This is a genomic window from Streptomyces sp. PTL18, from assembly GCF_059510295.1.
Genome location: NZ_JCAJZO010000004.1, coordinates 353,360 through 370,207 on the forward strand (window position 1 = coordinate 353,360; position 16,848 = coordinate 370,207).

A 16,848-nucleotide genomic window follows, 5' to 3' on the forward strand; every position below is an offset into this window, starting at 1 on the left:
CGGTGTTCCGAAACGGAATTCCTGCCGGGTTGTGCTGCCTGGGTTCAGACGGTGGCGCCCTGGGCGGCCATGACGGCGCGGTGGATGTCCAGCGTCGCCGTGGAACGGTTCAAAGTGATGTAGTGCAGCCCCGGGGCCCCTTCCGCGAGCAGCCGTTCGGACATGGCGACGGCATGCTCCACACCGATGCGGTGGCCCTCGGCCGGCCTGTCGCGTGCTGCGTCGAGCCGGCCGGCGAGCTGGGCCGGGAACGCCGCGTTGCTGAGTTCGGCAAAGCGGCGGATCTGCCGTACGTCGGTGGCCGGCATGATCTCCGCGATGATCGGGATGTCGCAGCCCGCGGCGGCCACCCGGTCGCGCAGCCGCAGGTAGTCCTCGACGTCGAAGAACATCTGTGTGACGGCGTAGTCGGCGCCGGCCCGGCACTTGGCCACGAAGTGGCGGATCTCGCTGTCCCAGTCGGGCGAGCGCGGATGGCGCTCCGGGAACGCCGCCACGCCGACGCTGAACGCCCCGGCCTCCCGTACGAGGGTGACCAGTTCGTGGGCGTATGTGAGGCCCTCCGGGTGCGGCACCCACGGACCTCTCGGGTCACCGGGCGGATCCCCCCGCAGGACCAGGACGTCACGCACGCCGGCATCCGCGTACTGGCCGATGATGCGGCGCAGTTCGGCGACCGAGTGCCCGACGGCGGTGAGATGGGCCACCGGCCGCAGGGTCGTATCGGACGCGATCCGCTTCGTCAGTTCGACGGTCCGGTCCCGTGAGGAGCCGCCGGCTCTGTAGGTGACGGAGACGAACGTGGGCGCCAGCGGTTCGATGCGCCGGATAGCGTCCCACACGTTGCGGTGACCGGCCTCAGTCCTGGGCGGGAAGAACTCGAAGGAGAAGGACCGGATTCCGGAGGCGAGCGTCTCGCGCAGCGTCATGCGCCCAGCCCCAGGACAGGCCGCAGCTGTGCGGCGGCCGCCGCCCCGTACGCCGTGCGCACGCGCTCTTCCAGCCGGGCCGGGTCCGTCTCGTATCCCTGGGGGCCGACGGTGTCCAGCACCGACGCCGCCACCGCGCAGCCGAGCCGGCCGGCCGCGATCAGCGGCAGGCCGGCCGCGACGGCCGTGAGGAAGCCGGCGCGGAAGCCGTCGCCGGCACCGGTCGGATCGGTCACGTGGTCGCACTGGGCGGCGGGGACGAGAAACGCCGGCTCCCCCTCCCGCTCGATCCGAACGCCGCGCCCGCCGAGGGTCGTCACCCAGGTGCCGACGCTCGCGAGGAGCTCCTCGCGGGCGTGGCCGGTGCGCTCGACCAGCAGTGCGGCCTCGTACTCGTTGGTGAACAGCCAGGTGGCGCCCGTCACGAGCTCGGTGGCCTCCGGGCCGGTCAGCCGGGCGAGCTGTTGGGAGGGGTCGGCGGCGAAGGGGATGCCCAGTGCCTGGGCCTGCCGGGTGTGGCGGATCATCGCCGCCGGGTCGTTCGCGCAGACCAGGACGAGGTCGGGCCGGTCCTGCGCGGCCAGTGGCGCCAGGTCGATCTCCCGGGCCTCGCTCATCGCGCCCGCGTAGAAGGCCGCGATCTGGTTGCTGTCCTGGTCCGTGATGCAGACGAACCGTGCGGTCTGCGCCGTGTCCGAAACCCGCACCGCGCTGGTGTCGACACCGTGGTCCTTGAGCCAGACCTCGTACGCGTCGAAGTCGAGGCCGACGGACCCCACGAGCAGGGGGGCCAGGCCCAGCCGGCCGAGTCCGTAGGCGATGTTGGCCGCGACACCGCCGCGGCGCACCTCCAGGTCGTCGACCAGGAAGGACAAGGAGATGTGGGCGAGCTGATCAGGGATCAGCTGGTCGGTGAATCGGCCGGGGAAGGCCATGAGGTGGTCGGTCGCGATCGACCCTGACACCGCTATGCGCATCGCTGCGTGCTCCCGTCGAGTCTCGTCCGTGCCTCGTCAGATGCCCGCGGCCCGGCGCAGCGCGTCGACGCGGTCGGTGCGCTCCCAGGTGAAGTCAGGGAGCTCTCGGCCGAAGTGGCCGTAGGCGGCGGTCTGGGCGTAGATCGGGCGCAGCAGGTCGAGGTCGCGGATGATCACGGCCGGGCGCAGGTCGAAGACCTCGGAAATGGCGTCCTCGATCAGGCCCACGTCCACGGTGTTGGTGCCGAAGGTCTCCACGAACAGGCCCACCGGCTCGGCCTTGCCGATCGCGTAGGCGACCTGCACCTCGCAGCGGGAGGCGAGGCCGGCCGCGACCACGTTCTTCGCCACCCAGCGCATGGCGTACGCGGCCGAGCGGTCCACCTTCGACGGGTCCTTGCCAGAGAAGGCGCCACCGCCGTGCCGGGCCATGCCGCCGTACGTGTCGATGATGATCTTCCGGCCGGTCAGACCCGCGTCGCCCATCGGCCCGCCGATCTCGAACCGGCCCGTCGGGTTGACCAGCAGGCGGTAGTCCTCGGTCGCCAGCTTGATACCGTCCGCGGCGAGCTCCGCCAGCACGTACTCGACCACGTGCTCGCGGATATGCGGCGCCAGCAGGGACTCCAGGTCGATGTCCGGGGCGTGTTGTGAGGAGACCACGACCGTGTCGAGGCGGACGGCCCGCGCGCCGTCGTACTCGATGGTGACCTGGGTCTTGCCGTCGGGGCGCAGGTACGGGAGCCTCCCGTCCTTACGGACCTCCGTCAGCCGTCGCGACAGCCGGTGCGCGAGATGGATCGGGAGCGGCATCAGCGCGGGCGTCTCGTCGGTGGCGTATCCGAACATCAGGCCCTGGTCGCCCGCGCCCTGCCGGTCCAGCTCGTCCCGGTCCTCCCCCTGGGAGGAACCCTCGACCCGCTGCTCGTACGCCGTGTCCACACCTTGCGCGATGTCCGGGGACTGCGCGCCGATGGAGACCTCCACGCCGCACGAGGCGCCGTCGAAGCCCTTCTGCGAGGAGTCGTAGCCGATGTCCAGGACCTTGGTGCGGATCAGCGTCGGGATGTCGGCGTACGCCTTGGTCGTCACCTCACCGGCGACATGGACCAGACCGGTCGTGATCAGGGTCTCCACGGCGACGCGCGAGGCGGGGTCCTGGCGCAGGAGCTCGTCGAGGATGGCGTCACTGATCTGGTCAGCGATCTTGTCGGGGTGACCTTCGGTCACGGACTCCGAGGTGAACAGGCGGCGGGACACATCGCTCCCTGGGTTTGCAGCGGCTGCTGGCTGGACATTGCTCCGGCCGCCCGGGGGGGGCGGACGGTGTGCGTCTGCGGTCTGCGTGCCTCGACCTGGGCCTCGGCTGTCGCCTGTGCTTCAGACGCGGACGACGGTCTTGCTTCGCATCAGGAACTCGCCCAGGTAGCCGTCGTGCGGCAGACCGGGGCGGTGCCAGTGGGTGGCATGGCTTCCGACGTGCACATTGCTGATGGTCGGTTCGTCGATCAGTGCCTGCACGAGGTTCTCGTCCTCGGTGACGGCGGTCAGGACCAGGGTGTCGCGCAGCGGCTCCACATCGTCCTCGCGGCTCCACGGCCCCACCCACACGCAGGGAAAGGGGACTTCCGAGGCGAGCTGGGGGGCCGAGGCGGAGTCGACCTGGTGGACGGCCGGGCGCAGGACGGCGCTGCCGTCTCCGAGCTCGTCGACGAACCCGGTGCCGCCGAGCCAGGCGCGGGTGCCCTGGGCCCGGTCGAGCACGAACTTCTCCAGCGCCCGCGCCGCCTTGGTGTTCTGCACCGGCAGGACGGCCTTCTCGTCGTAGGGCGGCAGGCTCGGCAGTGCGGCCAGCCGCTCGGCGATCGCGCCCGCGAGCGGGGCCGGGTCACCCTCGACCAGTACGGCGGTGGCGTTGACGCAGCCGCTGCCAGCGTGCCGGGCCACCGAGTCGACGATCATGTCGAGGTGGTCGCGCCAGTCGGTGTCGGCGGTCAGCAGGATCTTCGAGCGGCCCGGCTGCAGGGAGAGCACTCCGATGTCGTCGGCGTACCGGCGGATGATCTCGTCCCCGCCGTAGGCGAGGTCGGCGCCCCGCACGACGGCGTCGGCCGCCTCGTGGCCGCAGGGCAGCAGAACGACGTGGTCGCCGCCGAACCCGGCCTCGCGCAGGGCGAGGACCAACCTGTGCGCGGTGAACGGCTCGCGGGCGGCAGGGCGGACGCCGACGCGGTAGCCGAGCGCCAGCGCCTCCGGCCAGAACCCGTGCGTGCCGGGGTGGTTGCCGGGGACATGGACGGCCAGCACCTCACCGCGCCGCGTCCACACGGCCTGGGAGGTGCGCACCAGCGGGTCGCGCCAGTCGGAGACCGCTCCCTGAGGCCGCGCGAGCTGGACGCTCCGGTAGGAGTTCGCGACCCGCTCGGCACAGGTCGCGGTCGCGACCCGGACGACTTCGATCGGCAGGCCGGAGACCCGGCTTACGGCCGCCTCGTACTCCTTGACGGCGAGCCCGCCCAGCGTTGCCGTGCGGAACAGCTCGGCGGCGCGGGCCAGGGCGCCTGCCCGCTCGGCGGCGGGCAGCGGGGTCGCGGCGTGCAGGGCCTTCATCGCCCGGTTGACGTAGAGCGCGGGCACGAGACTCATCTCGGCCATGACCGCGCCGGTCACATCGGTGATCTCCTGACGGCTGTGGGCGCGGTACGGGCCGGCCGGGCCGAGCGCGTCCAGTACGGGCACCGCGGCGTCCGGCCCGTCCGGTCCCTGCGGCTGCCGCGGTTCGGCGGTCATCAGTAGACCCCCTCGATGACGACCTCGTCGTCGAAGCGGGCGACCGGGGCGATACCTGCGGCCGAGTCCCCGATCCTGCCCGCGGGCGCCGGCACCCGGATCGCGGTGTCGCGTTCGAGGTTGTTGGGCAGCAGCATGGCCTTGCTGACGTGGTGCATGACGACCTGGCCGCGCTGCCCGTACGCCACCGGCTCTCCGGTGGCGGGGTCCACGACCTGGAACGTGATGTAGGGCGAGAAGGTGTCGAACACGCAAGGCTTGCCCAGCGGGGTGCCGTGCCGCTGGCCGGCGATGCCCAGGATCATCGTGCTGCCGTAGTGCCCGTAGAGGATGGCGTCGGGGAAGATCTCGGTGCGGTAGAGGGCTTCGGTGTCGGGGTCCAGCTGGGTGCCGCCCCAACGGATGGCCTTCACCTTCCGGTTGACGAGCTCGACGAGTTCCTCACGCTGGGCGATGCGCTCCAGCAGCGGCGGGGTGACCGTCATCACGCCGATGTCCTGGGTGCGCAGGATGAACGCGGCCTGGTCGATGACGTGCTCGGCGTAGGCGTCCGCCTGACTGCCCTTGCCCTCCGAGATCAGGCGCTTGACCCACCGGGGGTCGAGGTCGATCTGGAAGGCGTACCGGCCGTGGGTACGGGCCGAGCGCCGGAAGATCTCACCGACGACGTGGGGCCCGGAGGGCGTGATGCCCAGCCAGTCGACACCGCGCGGGAAGCCGTGCACGTCGAGGTTGGCGTTGCTCCAGCCGACCAGCTTCTCCAGCCAGTCGGCCGGGCAGACCACCCGCTTGGGCGCACCGGTGGTGCCACCGCTCTCGAAGATGCCCACGATGTCGAGGTGTTCGCCGTAGCCGCGCGGCACCAGGTCGGCCGCCGGCACGTCCCGCAGCTCGTTCGCGACATGGGGGAAGAGGGACAGGTCGGCATGGCTCTTGACGTCCGACAGGGGGTCGAAGTCGAGGGTCTCGGCCCGCTTCAGCCAGTACGGCGAGCCGGTCTCCGGGTTGAAGTGCCACTCCATCGCCGCCCGCACCAGCTCGTCGGGGTCCGGATTCGCGTCGTAGGGCAGGTCCAGGATCGACAGGTCGGTTGGCGCCACTCGTCCTCCAATGTCAACAGCCGGCAGGGCGGGTCCGGCCGGACCCGCTCATCGCGTCCCCCGCCGGCCGTGACCGATATCCCTTATTCGATCAGCGGCCCGCCGCCCACGCCTGAGTAATGACTACTCAATTCATGGGCACCGTACGTGTTTTGACTGAGTACTGCACGACGGTCGGCAGTCGGCACCGCATACACTGGTGCGATGAAGGCAATGATTGCGTGGTGGGACCTCACCGAATCACAGCAGACCGCCGGAACTCTCCGCGATTTCATTCGCGAGGAGTCGGAGCACTGGACGGGCATACCGGGTCTGCTCCTGAAGATCTGGCTCTCGGATCCGTCGACCGGACGATGGGGCGCGCTCCTGCTGTGGGAGTCGGAGGAAGCCGCGCGAACTGCGGCGCTGCCCCGAAGCCCGGCCCACCTCATCGGCCATCCGGTGGACTTCCGGGCCTGGTTCGACGTGGAGGCGACCGCCGAGGGACTGCATTCCCTGGATTCCCTGGGGGGCCTCGGCCCCGCCTTGGGCGGGCAGGTCCCCGCCGGTTCCGAAAAATAGGGAATGACGAAGCGGCGCCCTGGATTTCCGGGGCGCCGCACACTGTGCCGGTGCTTTTCGATAGCTTCTCCGTTCAGCCCGCCGGCTCGATATTGCGATTGAAGCGGAACATATTGGCAGGGTCGAATTCGGCCTTCAGTGCGGCCAGTCGGCGGAAATCCGCAGGCTCCCAGAAATCCGTGGCCGGCGCGGTCGGAGCGCCGTCCTCGCACCCGCCGTACACCAGGCTCTGGAACCGGCCGCCCACGGACTCGGCGGCAAGTGTCCCCAGCACCTTGCCGGCCGTGGCCCGCGCCTCGTCCGGCGCCGCCCCCGTCAGGGGCATCAGCACGCGCAACAGGTACCGGGCCGATCGGTGCCCCACCGCGTTGGGTACCTGGGCAGGCCGGCCGAGCGCCCCGCCCAGGTGGCGGACGTCGAGCACACACGGCACCGCGGCGCCCGGCCCCACCAGCTCCGTCACCTCGGCCGCCTGCTGCGGGCCGAAGGCGCGCAGCAGGACGTTGTCGCCCTGGTAGGCGTGCGGCTGCGGTGGGTCGTTGTAGATCGCACCGCACTCCGTGTACGGCATCTCCGCGACGGTGTCCGACAGACGGGGGCCGAGCGCGCGCAACGGCGCGACCAACTGCTCGCCCGTGCGGGAGTCGCCGGTGTACGCGATGCGCACGTGGGCCGCGAACCGGCCGCGCAGCACGGCCGGGAAGAAGGGCAGATCGGGATAGTTGAGCAGCGACACCGAGGACGTCAGCTGCGGAGGGAGCGTCGAGGTCCAGCTCAGGTAGTCGGCGAGCAGGTCCGGAGTGCGGGCCAGGTCGAAGACCAGCTCTCCGCCGTACAGCCGGCTGACCGGGATGAGGTCGATCTCCATGCCGGTGACCACACCGAAGTTCGCTCCGGCGCCGCGCAGCGCCCAGAACAGCTCGGGGTCGCTGTCCGCGGTGACCCGTCGCGACCGGGCGTCGGCGGTGACGATGTCGATTGCCCTGACCCGGTCGGCCGCGTAGCCGAACTCCCGTGCCAGCAGCCCCAGTCCACCGCCCAGGACGTATCCGGCCACACCCACGCCGGGCGCCGAGCCGTTGAGCGGGGCCAGCCCGTAACGGGCCGCCGCGTCGACGACGGCGGCGAAGCGGGTGCCCGCTCCGACCCGCGCCGTGCGGGCCTCGGCGTCGACCGTGACCTCCGCCATCCGCGCGGTGTTGATGAGCACGCCCCCGTCGGTGGGCACGGAGAGGCCGTGCCCGGTCGCCTGGACCGCCACCGGCAGCCCCTGCGCGGCGGCGTACGCCACGGCGGCCGCCACATCCTCGGCGTCGGCGGCGCGGACCAGTACGCGGGGCCGGTGCCGGTAGGCGGTCTGGAACCCCGCGCACCGGGCGGCGAACCCGTCGTCACCCGGCAGCAGTACCTCACCGCGCACGCGGTCGCGCAGGGTCGCGATCCCGGCGGCGTCGTTCATCTGCGGCGTTCCTTTCTGTTCTGAGACCTTCCCGGAGAGCCTCGAAGCCCTGCTCACAGGAGGACCGGCTCCAGCTCTCCGGACTCGACCTGTCGGCGTAGTGCCTTGCGGTCGACCTTGCCGTTGTCGTTGAGCGGGAAGGTGTCCAGCAGGTGGTAGGTCAGGGGGATCATGTAGGGGGGCAGCGTCCGGCGCAGCTCCTCGTCCACGTCGTAGACGTCGAGGCCGTCGCCCGCCAGGATGCCGGCGAGCACCGTCACCCCCTCCTCGTCCCCCGGGACGGCGACGACGACGGCCTGGTCGATGCGCTCCTGCCGGAGCAGGTGCGCCTCCACCTCGCCCGTCTCGATGCGGTGGCCCAGGATCTTGACCTGGGTGTCTAGCCGGCCCACGTAGCCGTGCTCGCCGTTCTCCGTGCGGCGCACGAGGTCGCCGGTGCGGTACCAGCGGTGGTCGGGGCCGAACGCCGAGGGGGTGATGTGGAAGGCGCTCTCGGTCTGTTCGGGCGCGTTCAGATAGCCCTCGAAGACCTGGTGCCCGGAGAGGCAGAGCTCGCCGGTCTCACCGTGCGGAACCGGGCTGCCGTCCTCCGCGAGTACGGCCGCTGCCATGCCCGGGTAGGGCGAACCGATCGAGACGACGCCGTTGACGACACCGGCTGGCGAGGTCTGCGGATTCCAGCGGTGCACCAGGCAGGCGATGGTCGCCTCCGTCGGCCCGTACAGGTTCTCCACCACGGAAGCGGACGCCGCTTCCTGCCAGGCCTGGGCGGTGGCCGCGGGCAGCGCCTCTCCGCAGAACAGGCTCCACCGCAGCGACGGCATGCTGTCCGGCTCCAGCGCGCCGCGGCGGTGCTGGAGCACCGCCACCGACGGGACCGAGAACCAGACGGTGATGTCGTTGTCGCGTACGAAGTCCAGCGGGGTCATCAGCTCGAAGGTGTCCATCGGGACCAGGCAGCCGCCGCTTCCCCAGGCCATGAACAGATCGAAGACCGACAGGTCGAAGGTCTGGTCGAAGGTGTTGGTGAACCGGTCGTGCTCAGTGAACCGGTACCGCTCGGTGTTGGCGGCCAGGAACGCGGTCACGTTGGCGTGCGAGATCGGCACACCCTTGGGACGGCCCGTGGTGCCGGACGTGAAGAGCAGGTACGCGCCGTCCTCGGGAGCCGCGGCCACGGGCTCGGCCAGCGGGACGCAGGCCGCCAGGTCGGCTCCGGTGAGGACCCGTACCGCCGCGGGGAGGGTGCCGGGCGCCTCGTCGCTCTCCGGCAGCACCACCGTGGGAGCGTCGGTCAGGCCGTCGAGGAGCGGGCCGAGCTGGGCGGTGGAGCCCCCGTCGGCCAGCACGGCGTCGGCCTCCGCGCGCTCCAGGATGTCCCGGTTGCGGGCGACGGGGTACTTCTTGTTCAGCGGGACCACGGTCGCGCCCGCGTACAGCGCGGCCAGGAATCCCGCGTAGGTGACGATGCTGCGGTGGCCGAGTACGGCCACGCGCTTCGGCCGTGCCACCGACTGCGTGAGCGCGGCGGCCCAGCGGCGGGCGATGCCGTCCAGTTCCCGGTAGGTCCACGTCCGCCCGCGCAGGGTCAGAGCGGGGTTCTCCGGAACGCGCCGGGCCGAGGCCTGGAATCCGGAGTGGAGAAAGGGGGCGGCTGACTGCATGGTGTACTCGCGTTCCGCTTCGATGGGTTCGATGGGTTCCGGTGCGCGGTCAGGGCTGGAGGCGGCCTACGCGCCAGCCGTCGCCGTCGCGGTCGTACCGCAGCCTCTCGTGCAGCCGGTCGGAGCCGTTGGCCCAGAACTCCACGCCGGCGAACCGAAGTTCGTAGCCGGCGAAGCCCTCCGGGCGAGGCAGCGGCGCACCGCTCTCTCCCAGTTCGAGGGCCCGCCTCAGCAGCGCCTCGACTTCGTCGAGGCCGCTGACCGGCTCGCTCTGGCGGGAAGCGGTCGTCATGGCGTGGGTGAACACGGGGCGGGCGTGCCACAGGGCGTCGGCCTCCGCGTCGGACAGCTTGACGACGGGCCCGTCGACAACGACCTGCTGGCTCGTCTCGCGCCAGTACAGGACACCCGACGCCCACGGGTTGACTGCCAGCTCGCGGCCCTTGCGGCTTCCGTCGTGCGTGATGAACACGAGCCCGGTGTCGGTCACCTGGTTGATCACCACGATCCGGGTCGAGGGCCGGCCGGCCGCGTCGGCGGTGGCCAGCGCCAGGGCCCGGGGCTCCCGGACACGGTGGTGCGCCGCGTCGGCGAGCCATGCGCGGAGCAGGCCCACCGGCTCGGCGGGCGGCGTCGTGTACTCGGGGAAGGAGACCTTGACGGTCCCGGTCATGCTCTCCGACCTGGTGCTGCTCATGCGTCTCTCCGGAGTGCCTGCGCTTTGGGGGGATGGACTGTCTGCGGGCGCGTCACAGGCGCAGCGCCCCTTCGAGCGCGATGACTCCGTCGCCACCGACCTCGACTCGGGTCACCTGCTCGCCGCTGCCCTCGGCGAGCGCGTGCATGGGCGAGGGCCGGCCCATTTCCACGCCCTGTGTGATGACGATCCACTGCCCATACTCGATCATGCCGTGCCGGGCCAGGTGGATGGCGATCGGGCCGGCCGCGGAGCCCGTGGCCGCGTCCTCGACGACACCGTACGCGGGCGAGAACATCCGGCTGCGCCACTGCGTACCGGAACCGGCGAAGCAGTTGGCCGCCATGTCCTCGAACGCGCCCAGCGCACGGTGGTCGGGGCGGAGCGCGGACAGCTCCGCCACGCTGTTCAGGCCGACCAGGACGTGCCGGGGCCCGTTGCGGTAGATCTCCACCGGCAGGGCCGTGTCCGGTACCCCGAGCGCGGCCAGCAGTTCCTCGCGCCGGTCGAAGGGTTCCCAGTCCGGTACGGGCTGCTGCATCCAGGCGGAGGTGACCACGCCGTCCGTACGGACCAGCTCGAAGGGGATGAGCCCCTTGGCCGTCTCCAGCTTGAGCTGGTCCAGCGGGCCCCGGTTACCGATCGCGATGGCGGTACCGAGGAGCGGGTGCCCGGCGAAGGGCAGTTCGTTGACCGGGGTGAAGATCCGGATGCGGGCGTCGCCGCCCTGTTCGGGCGTGAGGACGAACGTGGTCTCGGAGAGGTTCATCTCCCGGGCGATTACCTGCATTTGAGCAGTGGTCAGGTCGTCCGCCCCGAAGTAGACGGCGACCGGGTTGCCCTTGAGTACCTCGGTCGCGAAGGCGTCGACAACCACATAGGTGTGCATGGGGATCTCCCGCTGTTCTTTCGTCATGGGGTGAGGACGTCCTGAAGGGCGGCGGCCAGGATGCCTGGGCCGTTCTGGGTGAGCACGGACTCGGCGTGGAACTGCATGGTCATGAAGTGCGGACCGCGCAGCCCGTAGACCTCGCCGGTCGACGGGTCCCGGCTGATCTCGACCACGCCGACGCCCTCGACCTCGCGTTTGTCGTCGTCGCTCACGGCGGCGAACGCGTTGTAGAAGCCCACCCGCCGGACGGCACCGAAGTAGTCGAGCTCTCTCTGCAACCCCTGGTTGGGAGCGGGCAGCCGGGACACCTCAAGGCCGAGCACGAGGCTGAGCACCTGGTGGCTCAGGCAGACCGCGAGGAACGGCCGACGCTCGGCGAGCAGGGTGCGTACGGCAGCGTGAAGGTGGCCGATCCGGGGGTGGGCCGTGTCGCCGGGATCGCCGGGCCCGGGGCCCATGACGACGAGGTCGTGGTCCTCGAAGGCGTATTCCTCGTCGAAGCGTCGTACCGCGACGTCCAGGCCCAGGGCGCGCAGTTGGCCGGCGATCATGGCCGTGAAGGTGTCCTCCGCGTCGACGACCAGGATGCGTCGGCCGGCCAGTGCGGCGTGTTCCCGCAGACCGTCCCCGGCACCGTCCAGCCAGAACCCTGCGATGGAGTCGTTTCGCCGCTCCAGGGCGGCCCGCACCTCGGGATGCTCGGCGAAGCCCCCGGTCCTGCCGGATTCCAGCGCGCCGACCAGAGCGGACGCCTTGGCCCGGGTCTCGGCGGCCTCACGGGCCGGGTCGGAGTGCCGCACCAGGGTGGCGCCGACACCGATCTCGACACGGCCGGTCGCGTCGATGTCCGCGGTGCGGATGAGGATCGCGGAGTCCATCGCACGGTTGCCGTCCTCGTCGCGCCCCACGAGGGCCGCGACGCCGCTGTAGTAACCGCGCCCCGTGGGCTCGTACGCGTCGATGATCCGGCAGGCGCTCTCCAGCGGGGAGCCGGTCACCGTCGGGGCGAACATGGTCTCGCGCAGGATGTCGCGCACGTCGTGCCCGGTGCGGCCCTCGATGAAGTACTCGGTGTGCGCGAGGCGGGCCATCTCCTTGAGGTACGGCCCCTTGACACGGCCGCCCGTCTCGCAGATCCGGGCCATCATCTTGAGTTCCTCGTCGACGACCATGTACAGCTCGTCGGCCTCCTTGCGGTCGGCGAGGAAGTCCGTGACACCGGACAGGGTGGGACCGGACGGCGGGTAGCGGTAGGTGCCGCTGATCGGGTTCATCACGGCCGTGCCGGCGTCGAGGCTGATGTGCCGCTCGGGCGAGGCGCCGACGAGCGTGCGCTCCCCGGTGTGGATCAGGAACGTCCAGTGTGCGCCGACCTCGCGCTGGACGAGCCGGGAGAAGAACGACAGAGCGCTGCCGGGCCGGTAGTCGGTGATGGTGGCGACGAAGGACCGTTTGATGACGAAGTTGGCCCCCTCGCCCGCGCCGATCACGTCGTCGACGACCTTGCGCACGATCTCCTGGTACGTCTCGTCGTCCACGTCGAAGCGTGCGTCGGCCAGCTCGGTCGGCACCTGCGGGATACGGCGCAGGGCGTCCGTCAGGAGGATGCGTTCCTGCCCGGTCACACTGAGCGCGACCAGGGGTGTGCCGTCGTCGGTCGCCACGAAGCCGCGCTCGGTGATCTGCCGGTACGGCACGACCGCGAGGACCTCGTGGCGTGCGCCGGCCGGCTCGGCGGGAGCGTCCGGCAGCGGTATCTCCGACAGCAGACTGGGGGTCGTGACGTCGCCGACCAGCACGTCGAGGGTGCCGGGGCCGCCCGACTTCGGCCGGTACAGCAGGGCGAAGGCACCGGCGCGGCCGGCCAGTACGCGGTCGAGCAGGTCGCCCGTCGCCTCGGTCATGCGAAGACCTCCTTGGCCGGGACCACCATCGCGCAGCGACCGGCGGCGTATTCGAGCGCCATGCGGTGGTGGCTCTCGTTGAAGTCGGCGACGGCGTCCGCGACGAGGAACGGCTGGATGTCGTGGGTGAAGGCCTCGACCGCCGTCATCAGGACGCCGATGTGGGCGTAGACACCGCACAGGACCAGCTGGTCGCGCCCATCCTTCCGCATCCGCTCCAGCAGGGACGACCTGTGGAAGGCGCTGTAACGCCACTTCGTCAGCTGCCAGTCGGCCTCCCGGGGGGCCAGGTCGTCAGTGACGCCGCGGTCCGCGGGATCCCGCCGCATGCCGGAACCCCAGAAGTCGGCCAGCAGACCGCGCTCCTCGCGGGTCATGCTGCCGGGCTGGGCGGTGTACGCCACCGGAACGCCGAGGGCGGCGGCGCGGTCGCGTACGGCCACCGCGTTGTTCACCAGTGGTCCGCGGACACTGTCCGGGAAAGGTGCCAGGAAGAAGCGCTGCATGTCGTGGACGAGCAGCACGGCACGGTCGGGGTCAGCGGTCCACTGGGCGGTGTTGGCGGGCAGGTCGCCCGCGATCGGCAGCACATAGGGCTCGATGGGGGGAATTCCGACCATTTCTGCCTTCCATGTCCGACTCGGAGAGAGCGGGGTTCGACGCGTCTGAGGTCAGGCGTTCCAGGCGGACACGACGGAGACGGCCTGCTGCGGATTGAGCCGCGGATCGCAGAACGTCGTGTACTTGTCGCCGACCCGGTCGAGGTCCGCCTGGCACGAGACGCACTCGGTCACATCGGTGGGGGTGGTCTCCAGCTGCAGGCCCCCGCACACGCCCCCGGCACCTGTGACGGCCTCCTGGAAACGCCGGACCTCGTCCGAGACGATCTCGACGTGGCGGGTCTTGTTGCCGTCCGGCGCCGTGACGGTGTTGCCGTGCATGGGGTCGGTCAGCCAAATGACCGGGTGGCCGGCCTCGCGTACCACCTCGACCAGCCGGGGAAGCTGCTCCGACACCCGGTCGGCGCCCATCCGGGAGATGAGCGTCAGCCGTCCGGGGCTGCGCTCGGGGTCGAGGCGTGCGCACAGCGCCACGAGCTCGGCGGGGTCCATCGAGGGACCCACCTTGCAGGCCACGGGGTTGCTCACCTGGGCGAGCAGTGCCACATGCGCGCCGTCGAGTTGGCGGGTGCGCTCACCGATCCAGGGCCAGTGCGTGGAACCCAGGAACAGCGTGCCGTCCTCGGCCGTGCGCAGCATGGCGATCTCGTAGGTGAGCAGCAGTGCCTCGTGGCTGGTCCACACGGGCGGCCCGAGGGGGTCGTGCAGCGGTGCGTCCCGCTGCCAGCCCAGGTGCTTCATGATCTCGTCTGCCGCCATGTGGCAGGTCAGCATGCGCAGCGGGTCGGGGCGCCTTGCCTCAAGATCCGGTTCGGGCCCATTGACCATGTGCCCCCGGAAGACGGGCAGGAGGGTGCCGCCCACCGACTCGGTGGCGCTGGAGCGGGGCTTGGTGAACTGCCCGGCGATGCGGCCGACCCGGATGACGGGCTTGTGCGCGTTCATGCGCAGCGTTCCGGCGAGCAGATCGAGGAGCGCGGCCTTGCGGGAGACGTCCGCGGCCGTGCACTCGGCCGGGTCCTCGGCGCAGTCGCCGGACTGGACCACGAGCGCCTCGCCGGCCGCGACGCGGGCCAGCGCGGCGCGCAGCACCGCGAGGTCCGGGGCGCGTACGAGCGCCGGCCCGGCCGCCAGTGCGTCTCCCACCTGCTCGGTTTGGCCCGAATCGGGCCACTCGGGCTGCTGCAGTGCCTTGCGGATGCGGATGTCGCGCAGGACTTCGTCCACAGGATCCTCCTAGGCGCGGGGCGACGGACGGTCAGGTGGGTATGCCGGCGCGCTTGATCTCGGGGACGGGGATACCCAGGGAGCGCAGTTGCTCGAAGGGGTTCATGAACTCGCGCTGCAGCTTGATCCGGCCGTTCTCCAGCTCGAACGAGTGCAGGAAGTGGTTCTCGTAGTGGCCCTCGGGGTAGTCCGCGAAGCGGACCTTGCCACGGCCGTCGCACTCCACCCAGAAGCGGTTGGGGTCCTGGGTCTCGAAGATCTGGACGTTGTACCACTCCCAGTCCGGGAAGGTCTTCAGCGACCACACCGCGTGCTCGCCGAGCCGGTCGCGGCCGCGGATGGCGATCGGGGCACCGGTGTCGGTGGTCCAGAGACCGCCGACACCGTCCTCCGTGAAGAGCAGGTGGCGCTCCAGGCGCGCCTGGCCGAGGGCGGCCATGTACTTCTCCACGGTCGCGCGGTTGACTCTGCGCAGCTCCGCTTCGTCGGCCAAGGCGATGCTCTGAGCGGATTCAGACATGGAAGAACTCCAAACCGTGCGCTGGCTGTTCCTGTGGGAGGGCGAGAAGGCGCCTTGGGCCGATCGACCGGCGCGGGGAGAGCGCGGTCGGGCACGCTGAGGCACCACTGATCCTGCCGGGTGCCATCGATACGCTCAAGAAGCAAACACTCAACTCGAAGTCAGGCTGAGTGCAGGTTCCTCAAGCGGCTTTCGGGTTACGTCAGAGAAGTGTCAACTCGCGATTTCCGTAATGGAGTTGATGCCGCGGACAGGGGTATGCAAGCGGCCCCCGGGACGGCGTCCCGGGGGCCGCTCAAAGGACGCGGGCGGCGGTCGCGGCCGCTGTGGAAGGAGCCGGCGAGGCTCAGGCGCAGCCGAGCTGGAAGCCGACGCCACGGACGTTGCGGATCCAGTCGCTGCTGCCGAGTTTGCCCCTCAGGCTGCTGATGTGCGTGTCGATGGTGCGCCGGGACCAGACGTCGCCCCAGACGGTCTGCATGATCGTCTTGCGTGAGACCACGGTGTCGGGCTGGGCCGCCAGCAGGTACAGGAGGTCGAACTCCTTGCGCGTGACGTCGATCGGCCGGCCATGCAGGCGCACGCGGCGGGCGGCCGCGTCGATGTGCAGGGGGCCCCTGACGATCACCGACGGATCGGCGGTCGAGAGCTGAACACGCCGCATGACGGCTTCCATCCGAGCCAACAACTCCTGAAAGCCGTACGGCTTGACGAGGTAGTCGTCGGCGCCGGCCTGCAGTCCGAGAACCCGGTCGAGCTCCGTGCCCCGGGCGGTCACGGCGATGACCGCCGTGTCTCCCTCGGCGCGAATCTGCCGGCAGACTTCCAGTCCGTCCAGGTCCGGTAGTTCGAGATCCAGCAGGACCAGGTTGACCCCGGCGTAGGTGTCAAGGGCCGCGATGCCGCCGGAGACTCGTTCCACGTGGTGCCCGTGCCGCCGCAGCCCCCGCATCAGGGGCTCGGCGTCCTTGTCACTGTTCTCCACCACGAGGATCCGCCAGACGGCCGGCGCATGACGCAACTGCTGCCGCGGGCCCGGCACTTCCGTATCGGTCCGGCCGGTTCTGTCCGCCGCGACCACCGCAGTCGGCGGACGATGACGGTCCATCAAGTCGGAACGGGCAGCCACGATCTCCCCTTTCAGCGGTCCGCACGGCGGGCCGGGCACCCATGGGTGCGTGCACGAGAGCCTTTCCTGATTCTCTCCGAGCTCTGAAAATCCGCGCACAGGTAGTCGATCAATTACCAAGCCCATACTCTCCCCCGCACTACGAACCGAAATGACGCGGCCCCTGACAACCCCGCCCCCATAAGGGCGGAAAAGGCCGACAACTCCGCACGAAGCCTTCCCCGTCGGACCCTGGATCGGGCCCATTCGAGATGCACCCCGCAACGCGGAGAAGCAACCTCAAGTCCGCACCATCCTACACAGCGACGGCTGAGGCTCCGGAGAAACCATGGACAAGGCTGTTAAGCGCCCATAAAACCAATGCCTGCACGGTCGCCGC

General features: G+C 70.5%; 15 protein-coding genes. 1 reads left to right on the plus strand and 14 read right to left on the minus strand.

From position 1 onward, the window contains the following. Positions 1 to 44: 44 nt before the first annotated feature. From metF to AC5WS8_RS10655, 5 genes are all read right to left on the minus strand, one after another. The gene (gene metF / locus AC5WS8_RS10635) at positions 45 to 929 is read right to left on the minus strand and encodes a methylenetetrahydrofolate reductase [NAD(P)H] (protein ID WP_496103073.1); all 885 of its coding nucleotides are present in this window, start codon (positions 927 to 929) and stop codon (positions 45 to 47) included. Continuing rightward, positions 926 to 1,906 carry a carbohydrate kinase family protein gene (locus AC5WS8_RS10640; protein ID WP_496103074.1) on the minus strand — a complete coding sequence of 327 codons (981 nt, stop codon included), beginning with the start codon at positions 1,904 to 1,906 and terminating at the stop codon, positions 926 to 928. The genes metF and AC5WS8_RS10640 overlap by 4 nt, the downstream gene beginning before the upstream one ends. A gap of 36 nt (positions 1,907 to 1,942) precedes the next feature. Further along, the gene (gene metK, locus AC5WS8_RS10645; RefSeq protein ID WP_496103075.1) at positions 1,943 to 3,166 is read right to left on the minus strand and encodes a methionine adenosyltransferase; all 1,224 of its coding nucleotides are present in this window, start codon (positions 3,164 to 3,166) and stop codon (positions 1,943 to 1,945) included. Positions 3,167 to 3,286: 120 nt separating this feature from the next. Continuing rightward, positions 3,287 to 4,696 carry an aldehyde dehydrogenase family protein gene (locus tag AC5WS8_RS10650; protein ID WP_496103076.1) on the minus strand — a complete coding sequence of 470 codons (1,410 nt, stop codon included), beginning with the start codon at positions 4,694 to 4,696 and terminating at the stop codon, positions 3,287 to 3,289. Then, positions 4,696 to 5,796, minus strand: a complete 1,101-nt coding sequence (locus AC5WS8_RS10655; RefSeq protein ID WP_496103077.1) for a phenylacetate--CoA ligase family protein — start codon at positions 5,794 to 5,796, stop codon at positions 4,696 to 4,698. The genes AC5WS8_RS10650 and AC5WS8_RS10655 overlap by 1 nt, the downstream gene beginning before the upstream one ends. Positions 5,797 to 6,000: 204 nt before the next feature. Here AC5WS8_RS10655 and AC5WS8_RS10660 point away from each other — a divergent pair, with 204 nt between their 5' ends. Beyond that, on the plus strand, positions 6,001 to 6,357 hold the full coding sequence (locus AC5WS8_RS10660) for a hypothetical protein (RefSeq protein ID WP_496103078.1): 357 nt from the start codon (positions 6,001 to 6,003) through the stop codon (positions 6,355 to 6,357). Positions 6,358 to 6,430: 73 nt separating this feature from the next. Here the strand turns inward: AC5WS8_RS10660 and AC5WS8_RS10665 are convergent, their stop codons facing one another. The 9 genes from AC5WS8_RS10665 to AC5WS8_RS10705 form a co-directional block, all read right to left on the minus strand. Next, positions 6,431 to 7,816: an FAD-binding oxidoreductase gene (locus AC5WS8_RS10665; protein WP_496103079.1), complete on the minus strand. Its 1,386-nt coding sequence runs from the start codon at positions 7,814 to 7,816 to the stop codon at positions 6,431 to 6,433. 53 nt (positions 7,817 to 7,869) lie between these two features. Continuing rightward, the gene (locus tag AC5WS8_RS10670; protein ID WP_496103080.1) at positions 7,870 to 9,480 is read right to left on the minus strand and encodes an amino acid adenylation domain-containing protein; all 1,611 of its coding nucleotides are present in this window, start codon (positions 9,478 to 9,480) and stop codon (positions 7,870 to 7,872) included. Between the two features lie 49 nt (positions 9,481 to 9,529). After that, positions 9,530 to 10,177 carry a phenazine biosynthesis FMN-dependent oxidase PhzG gene (phzG, locus tag AC5WS8_RS10675; protein ID WP_496103081.1) on the minus strand — a complete coding sequence of 216 codons (648 nt, stop codon included), beginning with the start codon at positions 10,175 to 10,177 and terminating at the stop codon, positions 9,530 to 9,532. 52 nt (positions 10,178 to 10,229) lie between these two features. After that, entirely contained in the window at positions 10,230 to 11,093 is an 864-nt protein-coding gene (locus AC5WS8_RS10680) for a PhzF family phenazine biosynthesis protein (protein ID WP_496103082.1), read from the minus strand. Beyond that, positions 11,090 to 12,973, minus strand: a complete 1,884-nt coding sequence (locus AC5WS8_RS10685; RefSeq protein WP_496103083.1) for an anthranilate synthase family protein — start codon at positions 12,971 to 12,973, stop codon at positions 11,090 to 11,092. Before AC5WS8_RS10685 ends, AC5WS8_RS10680 begins: the two co-directional genes overlap by 4 nt. Then, the gene (locus AC5WS8_RS10690; RefSeq protein ID WP_496103084.1) at positions 12,970 to 13,593 is read right to left on the minus strand and encodes an isochorismatase family protein; all 624 of its coding nucleotides are present in this window, start codon (positions 13,591 to 13,593) and stop codon (positions 12,970 to 12,972) included. Before AC5WS8_RS10690 ends, AC5WS8_RS10685 begins: the two co-directional genes overlap by 4 nt. A 51-nt stretch (positions 13,594 to 13,644) precedes the next feature. Further along, positions 13,645 to 14,820 carry a 3-deoxy-7-phosphoheptulonate synthase gene (locus AC5WS8_RS10695; RefSeq protein ID WP_496103085.1) on the minus strand — a complete coding sequence of 392 codons (1,176 nt, stop codon included), beginning with the start codon at positions 14,818 to 14,820 and terminating at the stop codon, positions 13,645 to 13,647. Between the two features lie 31 nt (positions 14,821 to 14,851). Continuing rightward, positions 14,852 to 15,340 carry a PhzA/PhzB family protein gene (locus AC5WS8_RS10700; RefSeq protein ID WP_496103086.1) on the minus strand — a complete coding sequence of 163 codons (489 nt, stop codon included), beginning with the start codon at positions 15,338 to 15,340 and terminating at the stop codon, positions 14,852 to 14,854. A 346-nt stretch (positions 15,341 to 15,686) separates the two neighbouring features. Continuing rightward, the gene (locus AC5WS8_RS10705) at positions 15,687 to 16,469 is read right to left on the minus strand and encodes a response regulator transcription factor (RefSeq protein ID WP_496103087.1); all 783 of its coding nucleotides are present in this window, start codon (positions 16,467 to 16,469) and stop codon (positions 15,687 to 15,689) included. Positions 16,470 to 16,848 lie beyond the last annotated feature (379 nt).